This window comes from Mycobacterium sp. RTGN6 (assembly GCF_033804605.1).
Classification (GTDB): domain Bacteria; phylum Actinomycetota; class Actinomycetes; order Mycobacteriales; family Mycobacteriaceae; genus Mycobacterium.
The window spans coordinates 543,827-559,087 of record NZ_JAPZKZ010000001.1 but is presented as its reverse complement, the minus strand read 5'-3'; the positions used below and the strand labels follow the sequence as shown (position 1 = coordinate 559,087).

At 65.1% G+C, this 15,261-nt stretch carries 17 protein-coding genes and 2 pseudogenes; 8 read left to right on the top strand and 11 right to left on the bottom strand.

The window, feature by feature from the left end:
• Nucleotides 1-2: 2 nt before the first annotated feature.
• Nucleotides 3-749, bottom strand: a complete 747-nt coding sequence (locus tag SLQ33_RS02715; RefSeq protein ID WP_413467558.1) for a cutinase family protein — start codon at nt 747-749, stop codon at nt 3-5.
• A gap of 191 nt (nt 750-940) precedes the next feature.
• Here SLQ33_RS02715 and SLQ33_RS02710 point away from each other — a divergent pair, with 191 nt between their 5' ends.
• Entirely contained in the window at nt 941-2,242 is a 1,302-nt protein-coding gene (locus tag SLQ33_RS02710) for a serine hydrolase domain-containing protein (protein ID WP_319452224.1), read from the top strand.
• Nucleotide 2,243: 1 nt separating this feature from the next.
• Here SLQ33_RS02710 and SLQ33_RS02705 read toward each other — a convergent pair whose 3' ends face one another.
• From SLQ33_RS02705 to sigJ, 4 genes are all read right to left on the bottom strand, one after another.
• Nucleotides 2,244-3,578, bottom strand: coding sequence for an NAD(P)/FAD-dependent oxidoreductase (locus SLQ33_RS02705; protein WP_319452223.1), 1,335 nt, complete (start codon nt 3,576-3,578; stop codon nt 2,244-2,246).
• Nucleotides 3,579-3,598: 20 nt separating this feature from the next.
• Nucleotides 3,599-4,246 carry a maleylpyruvate isomerase family mycothiol-dependent enzyme gene (locus SLQ33_RS02700; protein WP_319452222.1) on the bottom strand — a complete coding sequence of 216 codons (648 nt, stop codon included), beginning with the start codon at nt 4,244-4,246 and terminating at the stop codon, nt 3,599-3,601.
• A gap of 82 nt (nt 4,247-4,328) precedes the next feature.
• On the bottom strand, nt 4,329-4,694 hold the full coding sequence (locus SLQ33_RS02695) for an RNA-binding S4 domain-containing protein (protein ID WP_319452549.1): 366 nt from the start codon (nt 4,692-4,694) through the stop codon (nt 4,329-4,331).
• 112 nt (nt 4,695-4,806) lie between these two features.
• Nucleotides 4,807-5,724, bottom strand: coding sequence for an RNA polymerase sigma factor SigJ (gene sigJ, locus SLQ33_RS02690; protein ID WP_319452221.1), 918 nt, complete (start codon nt 5,722-5,724; stop codon nt 4,807-4,809).
• 169 nt (nt 5,725-5,893) lie between these two features.
• Here sigJ and SLQ33_RS02685 point away from each other — a divergent pair, with 169 nt between their 5' ends.
• Nucleotides 5,894-6,343 carry a carboxymuconolactone decarboxylase family protein gene (locus SLQ33_RS02685; RefSeq protein ID WP_413467574.1) on the top strand — a complete coding sequence of 150 codons (450 nt, stop codon included), beginning with the start codon at nt 5,894-5,896 and terminating at the stop codon, nt 6,341-6,343.
• Nucleotides 6,344-6,390: 47 nt separating this feature from the next.
• Here the strand turns inward: SLQ33_RS02685 and SLQ33_RS02680 are convergent, their stop codons facing one another.
• The 3 genes from SLQ33_RS02680 to SLQ33_RS02670 all read right to left on the bottom strand — a co-directional run bounded on the left by SLQ33_RS02680 (nt 6,391) and on the right by SLQ33_RS02670 (nt 8,571).
• Nucleotides 6,391-7,092 carry a DNA alkylation repair protein gene (locus tag SLQ33_RS02680; protein WP_319452219.1) on the bottom strand — a complete coding sequence of 234 codons (702 nt, stop codon included), beginning with the start codon at nt 7,090-7,092 and terminating at the stop codon, nt 6,391-6,393.
• A complete protein-coding gene (locus SLQ33_RS02675) occupies nt 7,089-7,832 on the bottom strand; it encodes an MBL fold metallo-hydrolase (RefSeq protein WP_319452218.1) in 744 nt (247 codons plus the stop codon). Before SLQ33_RS02675 ends, SLQ33_RS02680 begins: the two co-directional genes overlap by 4 nt.
• Before the next feature lie 112 nt (nt 7,833-7,944).
• Nucleotides 7,945-8,571, bottom strand: a complete 627-nt coding sequence (locus SLQ33_RS02670; RefSeq protein ID WP_319452217.1) for an FKBP-type peptidyl-prolyl cis-trans isomerase — start codon at nt 8,569-8,571, stop codon at nt 7,945-7,947.
• A 133-nt stretch (nt 8,572-8,704) separates the two neighbouring features.
• Between SLQ33_RS02670 and SLQ33_RS02665 the strand changes: the two genes are divergently transcribed.
• From SLQ33_RS02665 to SLQ33_RS02655, 3 genes are all read left to right on the top strand, one after another.
• Nucleotides 8,705-9,547 carry an alpha/beta hydrolase gene (locus tag SLQ33_RS02665; RefSeq protein WP_319452216.1) on the top strand — a complete coding sequence of 281 codons (843 nt, stop codon included), beginning with the start codon at nt 8,705-8,707 and terminating at the stop codon, nt 9,545-9,547.
• 349 nt (nt 9,548-9,896) lie between these two features.
• Nucleotides 9,897-10,142: a hypothetical protein gene (locus tag SLQ33_RS02660; protein ID WP_319452215.1), complete on the top strand. Its 246-nt coding sequence runs from the start codon at nt 9,897-9,899 to the stop codon at nt 10,140-10,142.
• A gap of 552 nt (nt 10,143-10,694) precedes the next feature.
• Nucleotides 10,695-11,456 carry an alpha/beta hydrolase gene (locus tag SLQ33_RS02655; RefSeq protein ID WP_319452214.1) on the top strand — a complete coding sequence of 254 codons (762 nt, stop codon included), beginning with the start codon at nt 10,695-10,697 and terminating at the stop codon, nt 11,454-11,456.
• Nucleotides 11,457-11,565: 109 nt separating this feature from the next.
• On the opposite strand, the gene SLQ33_RS02650 is transcribed toward SLQ33_RS02655, so the two are convergent.
• Nucleotides 11,566-12,753, bottom strand: a complete 1,188-nt coding sequence (locus tag SLQ33_RS02650; protein WP_319452213.1) for an NAD(P)/FAD-dependent oxidoreductase — start codon at nt 12,751-12,753, stop codon at nt 11,566-11,568.
• Nucleotides 12,754-12,879: 126 nt separating this feature from the next.
• On the opposite strand from SLQ33_RS02650, the gene SLQ33_RS02645 reads away from it, so the two are divergent.
• From SLQ33_RS02645 to SLQ33_RS33540, 3 genes and pseudogenes are all read left to right on the top strand, one after another.
• Nucleotides 12,880-13,185, top strand: a complete 306-nt coding sequence (locus SLQ33_RS02645) for a hypothetical protein (RefSeq protein WP_319452212.1) — start codon at nt 12,880-12,882, stop codon at nt 13,183-13,185.
• 96 nt (nt 13,186-13,281) lie between these two features.
• Nucleotides 13,282-13,818, top strand: a pseudogene (locus SLQ33_RS33545) (peroxiredoxin); the annotation flags it as partial.
• Nucleotides 13,798-14,277, top strand: coding sequence for a DUF742 domain-containing protein (locus tag SLQ33_RS33540; protein ID WP_413467573.1), 480 nt, complete (start codon nt 13,798-13,800; stop codon nt 14,275-14,277). The pseudogene SLQ33_RS33545 and the gene SLQ33_RS33540, both read left to right, overlap by 21 nt.
• A gap of 53 nt (nt 14,278-14,330) precedes the next feature.
• On the opposite strand, the pseudogene SLQ33_RS02635 reads toward SLQ33_RS33540, so the two are convergent.
• A pseudogene (locus SLQ33_RS02635) lies at nt 14,331-14,812 on the bottom strand (SRPBCC domain-containing protein).
• A gap of 11 nt (nt 14,813-14,823) precedes the next feature.
• Nucleotides 14,824-15,159 carry a metalloregulator ArsR/SmtB family transcription factor gene (locus tag SLQ33_RS02630; RefSeq protein ID WP_319452210.1) on the bottom strand — a complete coding sequence of 112 codons (336 nt, stop codon included), beginning with the start codon at nt 15,157-15,159 and terminating at the stop codon, nt 14,824-14,826.
• Nucleotides 15,160-15,261 lie beyond the last annotated feature (102 nt).

Here is a 15,261-nt window from a genome sequence, read left to right as displayed (position 1 = left end):
CGTCAGGCGCGTCCGGAACCACCCGATGCCGACAGCACGCGCTGTGACGCGAAACTTGCTGCCTGGTCGGTCATTCCGTTGACCGCGTACAGACCGTGTGCACCACCGTCGCCGCCGCCGCCCGTAGCGCAGATCGGGTCTTCGGGGATGCACAGTTCGAGCGCCTTGGCGTCGTAGAGGTGGCCGATCGTGATCGGCGGCGCCGTCCTGTCGATCATGTTCATGAACCCGGTCGACGGCTTTCCGAAGAGGGTTACCGCGGCGACGTGGCTGGCCATCGAGTCCGGCATCGGGCCGGTGATCCCGGCGGGCAGTACGTAGTCGGGCGGAACCGAATCGGTCGTGAGGTAGGCGACGACCGCAGCACCCTGCGAGTATCCGCCGAGCACGAGCTTCGTGTTCGGACACTTGGCCGCGACGTCCTGCGCCTTGTTGCTGGCGTCGATCACGCCGTCGGATGCTCTGGCGAAGTCGAGCGATGCGGGGTAATTGACGGCATAGACATCGATTGACTTGTCGGGAAGCTTCCCGCGAAGGGAGTCCACGAACGCTTGCCCGGTGACACCGACGCCGGCCGGTTCGAAGGTGCCGCGCGCGTAGACGACCTGTACGTCGGGACAGGCCTCGGCGGTAGCCGATGGCGCAAGAACGAACAGGGAGGCCAGTGTTGACGCCGCCGCCGCGCTTGCGCCGAGTTGGCGACTGGCGCGGCGAAGCGCGCGCTTGGCGTGCGCCAGATTGTCACTCACAGATGTGTGCTCGGATCGGATGGTCCCCATGCTCCACTCCTCGACGTGGAGCGCGTCTTGTTAGCGCTCCTCAGTAGTTTTGCGGGCGGATTTCCCCAATCGTCTCGAATCAAAACGCGTCAGTCCGTGGTGTGTCTCAGATCACGCTAGGCTCCGGCTACACACGACTGCGAGCGGCGGTGGCCACGACGATGTTCTTGCTACGAGAGCGGCCCGTCGCCGGGTTGCTGGCCTGCCTCGCGCTGTCGATGGCGAGCTGCGCGTCCGCGACGGAGCCGACGACGTCGTCGACCTCCACCACGTCGACCACCATTGGCTCCGCTCCGACGGCGTCCGCACTGAGGACCATCGACCCGAAGGCACTTCAGGCCGTCGTCGAGACCGCCGCCGAGATGCTGATGGTCCCCGGGGCGATGGTGGTGTTGCAGACCCCGCAGGGAGACTTCTCCGCGGCCGCCGGCACCACCGAGTTCGGCGCGCAGACGCCACCAACTGCCAGCACCCACTTCCGCATCGCCTCCAACACGAAGACGATGACGGCCGCGCTGATCGTGCTACTCGCCCAGGACGGCAAGCTGAAGTTCGATGATCCGGTCTCGGACTACGTTGCGGATGTACCCAACGGCGAGAACATCACTGTCGCAGATCTGTTGAAGATGCGTAGCGGCCTCTACGGCTACACGGGCGACCCGAAACTGGCGGCCGCGATGGACGCCGATCCGGGCAAGGCGTGGACGCCTCGGGAGGTCTTGGCCATCGCGTTCCGGCATCCGCCGCAGTTCGCGCCCGACGCCTCCTACGACTACAGCAACACCAACTACACGTTGCTTGGCATCGTCGCCGAGAAGGTCGGCGGACGCCCGCTGGCCCAACAGTTCCAGGATCGCCTGTTCGGTCCGGTCGGCCTCGCGCACACGTCGCTTCCCGCCACCGATGACACCACCATGCCAGCGCCGTACTCGCACGGCTACATGTACGGCGGCAGCTTCTATGCACTGGCCGACGACCCGTACCCGGCCGACATGCAGGCGGCGGCACGCGCGGGAACGCTGGCCCCGATCGACTACACCCATCAGAATTCCTCCTACGCCACCGCCGCCGGGGGAGCGATCTCCACCGCCGACGACCTGGCGACGTGGATGCGCGCGCTCGTCTCGGGCAAGGTCTTCAACGCCGAGTATCAGCAGCAGTGGTCGACGAGCCTGCAAGCTGAGGACCCGGACCAGCCCGATGGGCAGAAGTACGGGTACGGAATCTCATATCAGCGCTTCGGCCCGAATGCTGCGATGTACTACCACGGCGGCGAGCTTCCTGGCTTCAACTCGTTCATGGGCTACGACCCGGACAACGAGGTGGCGCTTGTCATTTGGACGAACCTAACGCTTTCGCCGGATGGTAGAACGACGGCACAGGCGATGCTGCCGATCCTGCTCGACGAGATCTACGCCGGGCTGGCTCTGGTGCCACCGCCGACGCCCACCACGACGAAGTAAGTCAGGATTCGCCGGGGTGGATGAAGCTCGACCACATGTACGGCTGATTCGCTGAGTTCGGACCGCCGAGAATGAACGTACGGTCGGTCCGCCGCGCGCGGGCGATCGTCGCCAGCCACGTGCCGACCGTGCTGAAGCGGTTCTGGAATCCGGTCAGGAACGCGATGTGGATGAATCCCCAGGCCAGCCATCCCGTCAACCCGGCCAGCTTGACCGGGCCGGCCTGCATCAGCGCATGGCCGCGGCTGATGTACGCCGCTGACCCGAGGTCTCGGTACCGATAGGGCCGACGTGGCTTGCCTGCCAGGTCTTTTCGGATGCAGGCAGCGGCGTGCAATCCGCCCTGCATGGCGTTCTCGGCCACTCCCGGCAAGTGGTCCCGACCGACGAGGTCGCCGATGACGAACACGTTCGGATGGCCGGGTACCGACAGGTCCGGTTCGACGGCGATGCGTCCCGCGTGATCCGCGTCGACCCCGAGCACCTCGGCGACGTGTCGGGCGAACGGCACGGCTTCGACGCCGGCCGTCCACAGCACGGTTCGCGCCGCGTATTCCTGAGCGGCGCCGCCGTCCTTCGGTGTGACGGTGATGCCTTCGCGGCGGACGTCGGTGACGTGAACACCGAGGTGCAGTTCGACGCCCAGTCGCTGCAGGATCGCCATGGCCTTCTGCGTCAAGCCGGGCGCGAAGCTCTTGAGTACGCAGTCCCCGCCGTCGAAGAGCAGCACGCGTGCGTCCTCGGGGTTGATGCTGTGGAACTCGTTCGCCAGGGCCCGGGTCGCCATGTCGCGAATCTGCCCCGCCAGTTCGACGCCGGTGGGGCCGCCGCCGGCCACGGCGAAGGTGAGCCAGGCGTCGCGCTCGGGCCCAGGCGGAAGTGTCTCGGCGATCTCGAACGCGCCGAACAGCCGTCGGCGAATGCCCAACGCGTCGTCGAGTGTCTTCATCCCCGGTGCCCACTGAGCGAAGTGCGGCTGGCCGAAGTACGACTGGCGCATGCCGACGGCGACGATCAAGACGTCGTAGTCGAGGGTGAACGTGGATTCGTCGGGGCGGCGGGCGGTGACCCTGCGTGCGTCGGCATCGAGGTCCAACGCCTCGCCGAGCAGGGTGGTGACGTTGCGATGTTCGGCTAGTTCCTCGCGAAGCGAGCGGCTGATCTGCCCGATGCTGAGCGTCCCCGTCGCGCACTGATAGAGCAGTGGCTGGAACACGTGGCACGCCGCGCGGTCGAGCAAGGTGACCTCGACGTCGGCTCGGCCGAGCCTGCGCGCACAGAAGAGCCCGCCGAAACCACCCCCAACGATCAGGACCTTCACCGGACCTGTACTCATCTCGTCGAGGCTAGCCTCGGCTACTGCTCAGGCGACAGCCGGAGTCGCAGCAGGGGTAGTCCAGGACCGTCAAGAAGGTGGAGCAGTGCGGTGCGGCCGGCGACGGCCATTATGAGCGCGGATGCGGGCCCACGGATCTCCGCTCCGGTACCCCAGGACCGGTCAATGTCGCTGCCATGCAAGGAGATACCGCGAAGCCTGCCAAGGGGTACGAAGCCGAATGGCCATGGTCCCGTCAGAAAGTCCAGCGCCAAAGCGGCGAGCTCCGGGTCGGGCTCAAACGGGATTCCGAGCGGAATTCTGATGTCGCCGGCATGAACCAAGATGTCGGCGAGGGGGTCAAGCGGTCCGAACAGCGGGGGACTCAGCGGGTGATCGGCGCCCGCACGCAGGGTGGCAACGATGTCGGAGGTCGGCGCCTGGGCGCGACGCCGTGCCAGCTCATCGATCGCCCGAGCCATGCTCGCTCGGCGCAACGCCGTCCGCATGAAGACCCAAAAGCTGTCGGCGAAGACGCTGACGACGTGCGCGGCCACGGTCTTGACGTCCCAGCCCGCGCACAGGCTTGGGGTCGCCAACTGGGCATCGTCGAGATCCGCTACGAGGGTTGCGATTTGGCGCCGCTCGTTGGCGACCGCGGCGAAGACGAAGTCGCGGCTCGTTCGCACCGGGGCACTTTACCCCGGAACAGATATTTGTTTCAATGGCACTTACCGTCGCGGGACTGCCTCGCGCCGCGGGGGAAGGACGTCACCTCTGGCTTGCGCGCCACCGGTCCAGAAGTCGACGATCCCGCTTGGTCGGTCGTCCGGCACCGCGGTCACGGGCGGCCACGGGGACCGGGGGAGCCGCAGGGGGCGCCGGCGTTCGATCGAGGTAACAGGTCACGGCATCAGCCGCACCAACCCGCTTCTGGATGACCCGTGCCACCTGGACGATCCGCATGGTGTCACCGATCAGAGCGCGTACCTCGTCACCGGGAGCCACCATCGTCGCCGGCTTTGCCGGCCGGTCGTTGACCCGCACATGGCCGCCTCGGCACGCCGCAGCAGCGTCGGGGCGGGTCTTCGTCAGCCGAACCGCCCACAGCCATCGATCCACGCGGGTGCCCTCCATGACGTCCATCATGCTGGTTTCCGTCACGTCACTCGCGCTCGATTCTTCACAGGCCGTGCGTCGGCGTCCACCACTCGACGACGAGTGCTGCCATGCCGTCATACGCCCATGATCACACCGATGCCCAGGTCCGGAGCTTCTCAGGATTGCGCATTGCCCAAATGTGCTTGATCCGGTCGCCCGCGACGTCGAATGCAAACACCGTCACGGTGACGCCGTCGAGTTGACCGACGAGACCGGGCTGACCGTTCACCGTGCGCTCCAGGAACGTCAGGTCAGGAGCCATGCTGGCGACGTCGAGGTAGGCGCGCGCGATCTGCTCGCTACCTTCGATCGGGCGGAGGTGGGCCCTGGCAAGACCACCGCTGTCGGCGATCGCCGTGGCCTCCGGGTCGAGGAGGCCGATGAGAGCGTCGATGTCCTTGGCTTCCCATGCCTGCTTGAATTCTCTGACCACGCCGGCCTGCTGGGCCGTCGCAGCCGGAGGAGCCTGCGACGCCCGAATGCGACGGCGGGCCGAGCTGGCGAGCTGACGACATGCCGCCGGCGTACGGCCGACGATCTCGGCCACTTCGGCGAAGGGGTAACGGAAGACGTCGTGAAGGATGAACGCGACGCGCTCGGCCGGGGTCATCGATTCGAGCACGACCAGGAAGGCCATGTTGATCGACTCGTCGAGGGTGATCCGGTCGGCCGGGTCGGCAGCCTGCCCACTGATCCATTCCGTCGGTGCGGGCACCGGCTCCGGAATCCATTCGCCGACATAGCGCTCCCGTCGTGCTCGCGCCGAGCCGAGCAGGTCGAGGCAGATGCGGCTCGCTACCGTCGTCAGCCAGCCGCCAGGGGATTCGATGGCTTGCTGCTGTTGCGCCGACATGGCGTACCAGCGCGCATAGGTCTCTTGCACGACATCCTCGGCGTCGGTCAAGGAGCCGAGTAGCCGATATGCGAGATTGATCAGCTGTCGCCGCTCGCTCATGATCGCGCTCAGGCCCGGGGCGTCGTCTTCTGGGCCGGATGTAGTGCTCATGGTTGCCGCCAGCCTTCCCGTGTTCATATCTGCGGTCACCTGTTCGACGAAACACCGCACCGAACTGTGAGGTTCGCCCGCCACCTGACATTCCGAGCGGTTGCGTCGTCGTACCCATGAGAGAACACAACCAACCAAGGAGATCACCGTGGAAGCTCGGCTCGACATCATGAACAACGGCACGGCGATGAAGTTCATCAAGCACTTCGTCTCGGCGAACAAAGTCGCGGCTGACTCGACCCTGCCAGCAGCAACCCAGGAGCTGGTCAAAATCCGGGCCAGCCAAATCAACGGCTGCGGCGTCTGCCTCGACATGCACACGAAGGAGGCCGCGCACGCGGGGGAGAGCTCGGTACGGCTCAACCTGGTGGCCGCATGGCGGGAGGCGACGGTCTTCACCGAGGCGGAGCGGGCCGCGCTGGAACTCGCAGAGCAGGGAACCCGCATCGCCGACGGCGGTGGTGTCACAGATGACGTTTGGGCGAACGCAGCCAAGCACTACGACGATGACCAGCTCGTCGCGCTTATCTCCCAAATCGCCATCATTAACGCCTTCAACAGACTGAACGTCATCATCCAGCAGCCCGCGGGCAACTACCAGCCCGGACAGCTTGGGTAGCGGAACCCAGACGGAATGCGAACAGCGTCAAGACAATCCGACACCCCTCATAGGTGTTTTGCCGCCTCGCGCACGCTCAGCGGTGAGAGCTCGGCGCTATGCGCGTTGATGAAGCTCCGTACGGCATCGGGTGCCGTACATGCGTATTGGCGCAACGCCCATCCGATCGCCTTGCGGATGAAGAACTCGCGCTCGTCGGCGCGCCGCAGGCAGTAGTCGAATAGCCGTGCCTCATCTGTCCGCTGCTGGTGGCGGTTCTGGCACAGGATTGCGGTGCGGCGCACCCACATTGAGTCGTCGTCGATCCAGCCGTCGATCACCGGCCACGCCGCGTCGGAATCCTTCAGCAGCGCCTCGCCGACAAGGTGCACTGCAATCTCGTCGACGTAGTCCCACCACGCGCCCTCGCGCACGAGCCGCTCATACAGCCCAAGCGACTCTGCCGTTACGAAGGCCCGGTAGTGACGCGCCACCGCAATGGCGACGCGCTTCTCCTCGCGGTGCGGCAGGCGCCAAAGCGCCAACACGTTGCGCTCATAGTCCGCGCGCGTCGTCGCGGGAAACCTTCGCGCGGCGTCCTTTGCGATCGCCCGCAAGTCAGGCGATGAAACACCCAACATCGGCGTATCGGACTTCATGTATGCGGCCATGGCCGGTGCGTTCTCCGGCACCGCACGCTCGATCAGCCCTTCACGCACGAACGCGAGAAGCCCCTCGGTTCCCGCACCTGTCTGTTTCGTCCGGGTCACCGGGCGTGCGCCCAGACATCGCGATGGTGTATCGGGCGCCCGTGCCCAGGCAACAAGTGCTCGACCGGCAGCGCGCGTAGCCGCCGCTCACTCCTGTGCGCTGCCTCATCATCAACGGTCTCCGGAGTGAACCAGGCGCGTCCGCGCGCACTGAGCACCGCGTCACCGGATATCAGCGTCGCACTGTCGGCGTGCCAGAACGCGGTGGAATCATCGGTGTGCCCAGGTACATGCAGGACCTCCCAACCGGGTACACCTGGCAGCGACTGACCATCGGTGAGCCGCTGCGCCGCATCGAGCGCATGTCCGACCATTCCTGCGCGACCGCCGAATCCGGCGATACCTGCGCCCCGCACCAAGCCGGTCACCCCCGAGACATCCAGCGGTTGACTCAGCAGCGTCGGCCAGATCTTCACCATCTTCGAAATCGATGGGGTCCGCGGTCGAGTCGACCCGTCCAGATAGCCGATCGTGACCTCAGGAAGGTGAAGGGTCGCAGCGTGATCGGCGAGGAGTTGCGGAGCCCCGGCGACGTGGTCGCTATGACCGTGGGTGGCCACCACCGAGGTGACCGCCGCGCCGGTCGCAGACAATGCCGTCGCAACGTCTCCGGCGGTGCACGGTAGGCCGGCGTCAACCACCACGCACGCATTGTCGCAATCAATGATGTAGCAGTTGAAGATCCATCGCGATAGGCGTGTGACGCCGAGGCCGTCGAATCGCTCGACGATCAACGTCATCGGTCCTCCTCCGGGCGGATTTCAATGATCTTGCCACCGAAAGAGAGCCCGCCGAGGGCAACGGCGTGTCTCTAGGCGGCAGCGGCCAGGCGCCGGCCTAGATCGTCGCAGCTCAACTCGAGACGCCGAGGATCTTGATCGCGAAGACGAGCGTGTCACCCTTCTGGATGCCAGCTGCGGGCTGACCATCGGGGTATCCGTCGGCAGAGGTCATTGCGACGGCGACCGTGGACCCGACCGTCTGTCCTGCAATGGCCTTCTGGAAACCGGGCACGACTCGGGTGAGCGGGAAGTCAGCTGGCTCGCCGCGTTCGTAGCTGCTGTCGAACACGGTCCCGTCACGTCCGTTGACGCCCATGTAGCAGACCGAAACCGTCGCGGTGTTTGCGACGACCGGTCCGTCGCCGGGCTTGAGCGTGTGTACCTGGGTCTCAGTCACGCTGAACGGGCCGTCCACCTTGACGAGCGGCGCCGCCGCATCCGTGGATCCGGTGACTGCAACGTTGCCAGTGGTCCCAGGCAGCGTCCATTCGGGCGTGCCTCCGTTCGCCGGGGCTGCCGTCGGGCACGTGCTGGACGCGATCGGCGTGTCTGTGGCAACGGTCGAGAACGCGTCGGCCGCGGAGGACGTGGTCGTCGATGCAGTGTCGGTTTCGGAGCCGCATGCTGCGAGCGCCATGACGAGAGACGCGGCACAGGCGACGAGCGTGACGGAGGGGGACACACGAGAGGAATTCACGGTCGTCACGCTACAGCCGCACTACGGAGCCTCCGCGGGAGCTCCGCGATGCGGCCAAGCCCGTCGATGAGTTTCTCCCGCCCTCGAGGTCCATCTGAGCAGCGATAGCGATCAGAGTTGAAGGGTGGAAGTGATGGGAACGAAACCTTCGCGCAGCGGCTACCTGCCGATCAATGGGATAAATCTCTATTCCGAGGTGTACGGCGAGCTCGGCACCTCGAAGCCTCCGTTGCTGTTGATCCCCGGGGCGTTCATGGCCACCGACTCGATGAACGCGTGGGTGGACACATTCGCACGAGAGCGTGCCGTGATCGTGTTCGATCAACAAGGGCACGGCCGTACCCCGGATACCGCGCGGCAGATGTCGTACGAGCAGTTCGCTGACGATGCCGCGGCATTGCTGCGCGCTTTGAAGGTGGAACGCGCGGATGTGATGGGCTACTCGCAAGGCGGCGGGGTCGCTCTGCAGCTCGCGATCCGTCACCCATCCCTCGTGGGCAAGTTGGTCTCGCTTTCGGCCACCTTCCGCAAGGACGGCTGGTACCCGTCGGTGTTCGAAGCCATCGGGGGACTCGGCGCCGAAGCCTTCGCCGGTACGCCCGTCGAGAAGGCGTTCAAGGAGCACACGCCGAACGCGACGGCGTTCGACGCGTACCTCGAGAAGATGAAGGACTTGAACATCAACGACCAGGACATCAGCGACGAGGAGATGCGTTCGATCTCCGCGAAGACGATGGTCATCGTCGGGGATGCGGACGGCGTGAAGCTCGAACATGCGCTGGCGATGTTCAAGCTGCGCGGCGGAGGCGACGAGGGGGCGGCGGCGTCGGGAGTGTTGCAGGAGGTTCCGGCCGCGCGCTTGGTGGTTCTGCCGGCGATGTCGCACATTGGAATCTCGGGGGAGTCGCAGTTGCTGGTGCCGATGGTGAATGCATTTCTCGATGACGTGCCACCGACGACGCCGCAACTCTTCTAGCGGGCAGTGTGTTGTCGGACTTGTCACGCATTGGAACCCACTGAAACACCAAGCAATGCAGAAGATTCGGGCGGTTCGCCACGAACAGCAAGGGTTGCGCAGGTCGTTGTTCGATGCCGAGCGCAGGTCGGCGACACCACGCCCACGTGCCAGCAAATGAGCGGGTCTCAGACTTGTTGGCAATTCGAATATGTGGGTCGATTGGCTCGACTCTGCCGAGAATCAGCCGCGACAGGATTTGTAGCAGACTTTCAGCCGCTATTCAGCGACGGTCCAGTTCCGCAAGCAACTCTCAGCGTATGTGCACGCTATCCGAAGGCGGGCAACAGAAAACAGTGAGGTGACGTACATGCAACACTCGATGAAGACGGGAGCGATGCTGGTGGCCGGAGCAGCGCTTGTAGCCGCCGGCGCGTTCGTAACAGCACTGAGCGACGAGACGGCGGGCCCCGCCGCGCCGACCGTTCTCAGCAGCAAGATGACACTCGGCGAGACCGCCACCACGACGACGGACGTTCCGTCAGCGCCTCTTACCCCGGTCGCCGAGCCCGTCCTCAAGGCGGACGTTCCCTGCGGATTCACTTCTGGCTGCTGAGCATTCGCTAGTTGTGCTCTCAAGCGGCACCTGACGCGAGTTCACACGGTAGAGGTGCGAATGTTCGGCTGAGCCCGCAGCATTTCGCACGCAAGCCAGCCATATGACGGGTGTCTTGCAAAGTGACTGCGGATCGTCATGAGCCTCTAGCGGCAACGGGAGAGGTTGGCGACTCCCAAAACCGTTGGGCAGCAACCGCCAACGAAATGTTTGCCGGCAACCCGCCATATTCGTTTCCGCCGTATCTCGACCGATACGCAGCAGCGCATCGGTCGAGATGGGGCAGGGGAGAGGCACTGATTGCCGGGATGGCTGTGGCCTGATCAACCGGCGCGTCCCGTGTCAACAGCCGGTCGGGTCGGTGGGCAGGAAATAGGTTGGACGGGATTCGGTTCGGGTTGATAGCGTGCGCGAGACCGTGACATCACACGAGGAGGTGACACCCATGAACGCAGTAACCATGTGGGTGCTCCCACTCGTATTCACGGACGAGCGATAGCCGTAGGTGTCGCCGGGAGCGCCTGAAACAAGGCAATCCCGAAAGGCAACACCATGCAATTCACCTCTGAGACATCGTCGAACGGTGTCATCGAACGTAATTTCATTCTGGACGAGATCGCCGGCGTGCTCTGGTCGCCGACATCCGAAACCGCCGGCTCACCACTGCTGGTGGCGGGGCACAGCGGCGGCATGCACAAGAAGGCGCCGGGGTTGGTAGCCAGTGCACTCCACAGCGTGACCACCGATGGGTTCACCGTCGCCGCCATCGACGCGCCTGGACATGGTGACCGGCCGCGAAACCCTCAGGATCAACGGTGGGTCGAGGCGATCCGTCAGGCTCGGGCGGCGGGCGAACCGATCGCCCCGATCGTCATCGACTTCAACATGTCGCTGGCGGAGCGTGCGGTGCCGGAATGGCAGGCGACCCTGGACGCCCTGCAGGCGCTGCCCGAGATCGGCGTCGAAGCGCCGATCGGCTACGGCGGCGTGAACTTGGGTGTCGTGACCGGGGTGATGTTGACGGCGGTCGAATCCCGCATCGCTGCACTGAGCTTCGGTGGGGTTTTCGTGGACGATGCTCTGATCGACGCCGCAGCGAAGATCACCGTCCCGGTCGAGTACCGGATTCCTTGGGACGACGAGGAATTCGACCGCACGTCCGGGGTCGCGTTGTTCGAGGCCTTCGCCTCGAAGGAGAAGACCTTGCACGCCCACTCGGGCAGGCACTACCCGGTGCCCGAATACGAGCGCGACAGCTCGGCTCGGTTCTTCGCCCGCCACCTCGGCCGGGCCGTCGACACTGCCTCGGCCTGACGTGAACAGGTCTCTGCGTCCGGCCCCGCGCCGGACGCAGAGACCGCCATTGCCGCGCTCCTGCCGGTCTGGATCGGCTCATCTGGTGTCAGCGTTTCGACCAGCACGGTCACGTTTCCGTGATCACCTTCGCGGCGAACGTCGGCTGCTCAGGGCGGCGCCCGCCCTTGAGCCAGAACGCCGAGCCCGGCTTGGCCGCCTCGCGGCGCAGCGCCGACAGCGTGCTCTTGCAGACCGCCTCCTTGATCGAGGCGACGAAACGGCCACTGAAGTACAGGCTCACCGCCGTGTCGTCCTTGCGGGCGAACTGCAGGATGCCCGACTTACGGCCCAGACTGATGCACGCTCCGGCGAACGCCTGGTCGATGACCGCAGGTGCGGTGCCTGCGATGCGGCTCAGGACGGTGTTGGCCGCCTGCGCGCCCAGCGGCGAGGCGGACTGGCAGCTCATCCGCAATGGCACGCCTGACGGGGAGGCGCAGTCGCCCGCGGCGACGATGCGCGGATCGTCCAGACTCGTCAGAGTCTCATCGGTGAGGAGTCGGCCTATCCCGTCGGTGCGCAGACCGCTGGTGGCCGCAAGGTCGGGCACACCGAAGCCCGCCGTCCAGATCGTGACCGCGCTCGGGCGCACCGCGCCGTCGGCGTAGACCACCGCGTTCGGCGTCACCTCCGTCACGACGTCGGCCTCAAGCACGTCGATCCCCAGCTTGCGCAATACCTTGGCGACCGACCGCCGTCCGGGTTCGGTCAGGTACGGCCCGAGCTGCCCGCCGCAGACCAACGTGACGTTGTGCCTCTGTTCGGCGAGCTCGGTGGCAGTCTCGATGCCGGTCAACCCGGCGCCGACGACGGTGACAGGAGCGTCAGGGCGCAGCTCGTCGATGGCGTTGCGCAGGCGCTGTGCCAGCTCCAATTCAGCAATGGGATAAGCGAATTCGGCAGCGCCGGGAACTGAGGCGGGCACGGCGGCGGTGCTGCCGACCGCGTAGATGACGTAGTCGTAGTCGAGTGCCGGACGCGTTGCCAGCTCGACGGTTCTATTGGCGGTGTCGATGCGGGTTGCGGTGTCGACCACGAGCTTGATGCCCTCGCCGAGCAGCGTGCCGTAGTCGACTGTCGCGTCGTAGTTGCCGGCCACATGCTGGTGCAGCCGGATCCGCTCGACGAACTTCGGGCGGGGGTTGACCAGCGTGATCTCGACGTCGCCGCGCATTCGCAAATGGTTGGCCGCCAGTGTTCCTGCGTAGCCGCCGCCGATGACGACGACCTTCGTGGGGGCGTGGTTATCAGTCATGCCGTAAGCCGTTCCTTCCTTGCATTCGACCGGCGTGCATGCCGGCCTCCTGATCCCCAGAACGGATCGAAGATCGCGAACTCATCCAGCGGTTTGAGAATCCCCGGGATGGGGCAGGCTGAGGCAATGGGAAAGTTCATTCGTCGTTCGACGATCCTGACCGCCGCTCTTGCGCCAATCGCCGCCCTGTCGCTAGTGGCTCCGGCAGCCGGCTCGGCGGAACCGCTCGATTGCCGGAACGGGGAGTGGTGGGATCCGGTCGCCAACGTGTGCCAACCGCCGCCGACGCCGGTTGGCTGCCAGAACGGGGAGTGGTGGGATCCGGTCGGCAATGAATGCAGGCCGCCGCTGGCGCCGTTCCCGCCGAACTGCGGGGACGGACAGTACTGGAATCCGGTGTCGAACGTCTGTCGGCCGCTTGGCCAGGTCTAGGTGGGTTATCACGGTTCCCACCTGGTAGCGATTCGGCGATGACCGAATTGTCCAAGTCGTGCGTCGCGCAGAGCTTCCCCGCGTTAATATTTGCCGATGATCGCGGGCGAGAAGGCGCCTGACTTCGCTCTTTATGATCACACCGGTCGGCCTCGGACACTGTCCGCGCTCCTTTCCGAAGGGCCGGTTGTGCTGTTCTTCTTCCCAATCGCGTCCTCACCGATCTGTACAGCCCAGGCTTGTCATTTTCGGGACCTGAGCAACGAGTTCGCCACGGTGGGCGCCCAGCGGGTGGGCATCAGCACCGACACCGTCGACAGGCAGGCCCACTTCGCCCAACAGCGCTCGTTCGACTATCCGCTGCTCTCCGACGCGGACGGCGTGGTGTCCGAGATGTTCGGGGTGCGCCGAGGCAGGCTCGCCAAGCTGCGTAAATCCGTCGTGGCGCGTGAGTCGGCCCGGCGTAGCTGGCGTGGCCGGCACACTCGGCGCCGTGGCCTGATGGCCCGACTACTGCCGGTCAGACGGGCCACGTTCGTCATCGACACCGACCGCACCGTACTCAAGGTCGTCTCCAGCGAGGTGCGCGCATCGGTGCACGCCGACCAGACCTTGTGGTTCTTGCAGAACCGCAACGTCCCGCATAGTTCGCCACATGCCCGGGAGAAGCACACCGACGCGCATCGGCAGTCGGAGGGCAAGGGCGAACCGATCGCCTTCTGGTTCACAGAACCGGAACCGTCAGACGAGCCGAGCCTGGACCGGCCAACCAAGCTGACGGCAGGCAGTACCGAATCTGGTGTCGAGCTGCCACTCGAGGCTCCGCTCGAAGCGCTTAGCACCGCAGCGAAGCCGCCGCGCTGGCCGAAAAATGATGTACGGGGCCAGATCCTGACGTGTTGCGTGGACAGCCCCTCGGTCGCAGAGATCGCCGCTCATCTGTCCTTGCCGCTCGGTGCGACGCGGTTCCTGGTCGGCGACCTGGTGACACAGGGTTACTTGCGGGTGCGCGCCACCCCCGGTGACTCGATGACAATCGACGAACGACGTGAACTGATAAGAAGGACCCTGCAGGGCCTGCGAGCACTCTGACCCGGGGGCGCCAGGTTCACTGGTAATCCTGCATATTCAAGTCCAGTGGATATTCACGATGCCATTTCACTCTCGGCGAGTTCGGCGAGTGCCTCGGTGACTGCACCCCAGCCTTCGAAGAAGCCGAGTTCCTCGTGGCGGGCGCGGAGCACCGGATCGCCATGGCGCACGATCGCCCGATAGTTCGTCCCGTCTGGATGCTCACCGAGGACGATCTCAGCGGTCATCGGCACCGGTTCCGGCGAGGCAGGTCGCCATCCGCTGTCGACCGCGTTGGTGAACACCAGCCGGGAGCCTTCTTCGACGACGAGGAACACAGAGTCTGTGTGCGGAACGAAATGGGTACCGTCGTCACTCATTTGGGTGACGAAACCTCCGCCGGGGCGTACCTGGAGTTGGTCGACGCGGGTGAGGCTCGGTGCCGGCGTCCACCACCGAGCCAGGAGGGCAGGGTCGGTCCAAGCACGCCACACCGCGTGGCGTGGCGTGGTGCCCGGATGATCCGCTCCAGCACGAGATCGAGTTCGGGATTGATTGCAGTTGTGCTCACTTGGTCTCCTCGATTTTTGTGATGAGTTGTTCAAGTCGGTCGGTGCGGGTCTCCCAGATACTTCGCTGCTCGGCGAGCCAGTCATCCACCAGGGAGAGGCGCCTACGATCGAGCGTGCAAGTCCGCACTCGGCCAGACTTTGCCGTACGGATCAATCCGTTCGCTTCGAGTGCGCGCACATGCTTCATGAACGACGGCAACGCAATTGAGAATGGCCTCGCCAGCTCGCCGACGCTCGCGGGGCCTTGACCGAGTCGCCGAATCACCGCCCGACGCGTGGGATCCGCAAGCGCGACGAAGAGGCCGTCAAGTTCGGAGTCATACTTATCCACAAGGCTAAGTATTGCATCTTGGCAACAGTTAGCGCAAGGGCTAACTGTTTGCACTCCGGCACACCCGCAGGAGCGACACGGCATTTTCTACACGCAGGCAAT

Excerpts from the sequence above, each read along its gene's own strand:
- SLQ33_RS02710 (WP_319452224.1), top strand. The coding sequence starts at position 941 with ATGTTCTTGCTACGAGAGCGGCCCGTCGCCGGGTTGCTGGCCTGCCTC.
- SLQ33_RS02705 (WP_319452223.1), bottom strand. The coding sequence starts at position 3,578 with ATGAGTACAGGTCCGGTGAAGGTCCTGATCGTTGGGGGTGGTTTCGGC.
- SLQ33_RS02695 (WP_319452549.1), bottom strand. The coding sequence starts at position 4,694 with ATGGAGGGCACCCGCGTGGATCGATGGCTGTGGGCGGTTCGGCTGACG.
- sigJ (WP_319452221.1), bottom strand. The coding sequence starts at position 5,724 with ATGAGCACTACATCCGGCCCAGAAGACGACGCCCCGGGCCTGAGCGCG.
- SLQ33_RS02685 (WP_413467574.1), top strand. The coding sequence starts at position 5,894 with ATGAACAACGGCACGGCGATGAAGTTCATCAAGCACTTCGTCTCGGCG.
- SLQ33_RS02675 (WP_319452218.1), bottom strand. The coding sequence starts at position 7,832 with ATGACGTTGATCGTCGAGCGATTCGACGGCCTCGGCGTCACACGCCTA.
- SLQ33_RS02665 (WP_319452216.1), top strand. The coding sequence starts at position 8,705 with ATGGGAACGAAACCTTCGCGCAGCGGCTACCTGCCGATCAATGGGATA.
- SLQ33_RS02660 (WP_319452215.1), top strand. The coding sequence starts at position 9,897 with ATGCAACACTCGATGAAGACGGGAGCGATGCTGGTGGCCGGAGCAGCG.
- SLQ33_RS02655 (WP_319452214.1), top strand. The coding sequence starts at position 10,695 with ATGCAATTCACCTCTGAGACATCGTCGAACGGTGTCATCGAACGTAAT.
- SLQ33_RS02650 (WP_319452213.1), bottom strand. The coding sequence starts at position 12,753 with ATGACTGATAACCACGCCCCCACGAAGGTCGTCGTCATCGGCGGCGGC.
- SLQ33_RS02645 (WP_319452212.1), top strand. The coding sequence starts at position 12,880 with ATGGGAAAGTTCATTCGTCGTTCGACGATCCTGACCGCCGCTCTTGCG.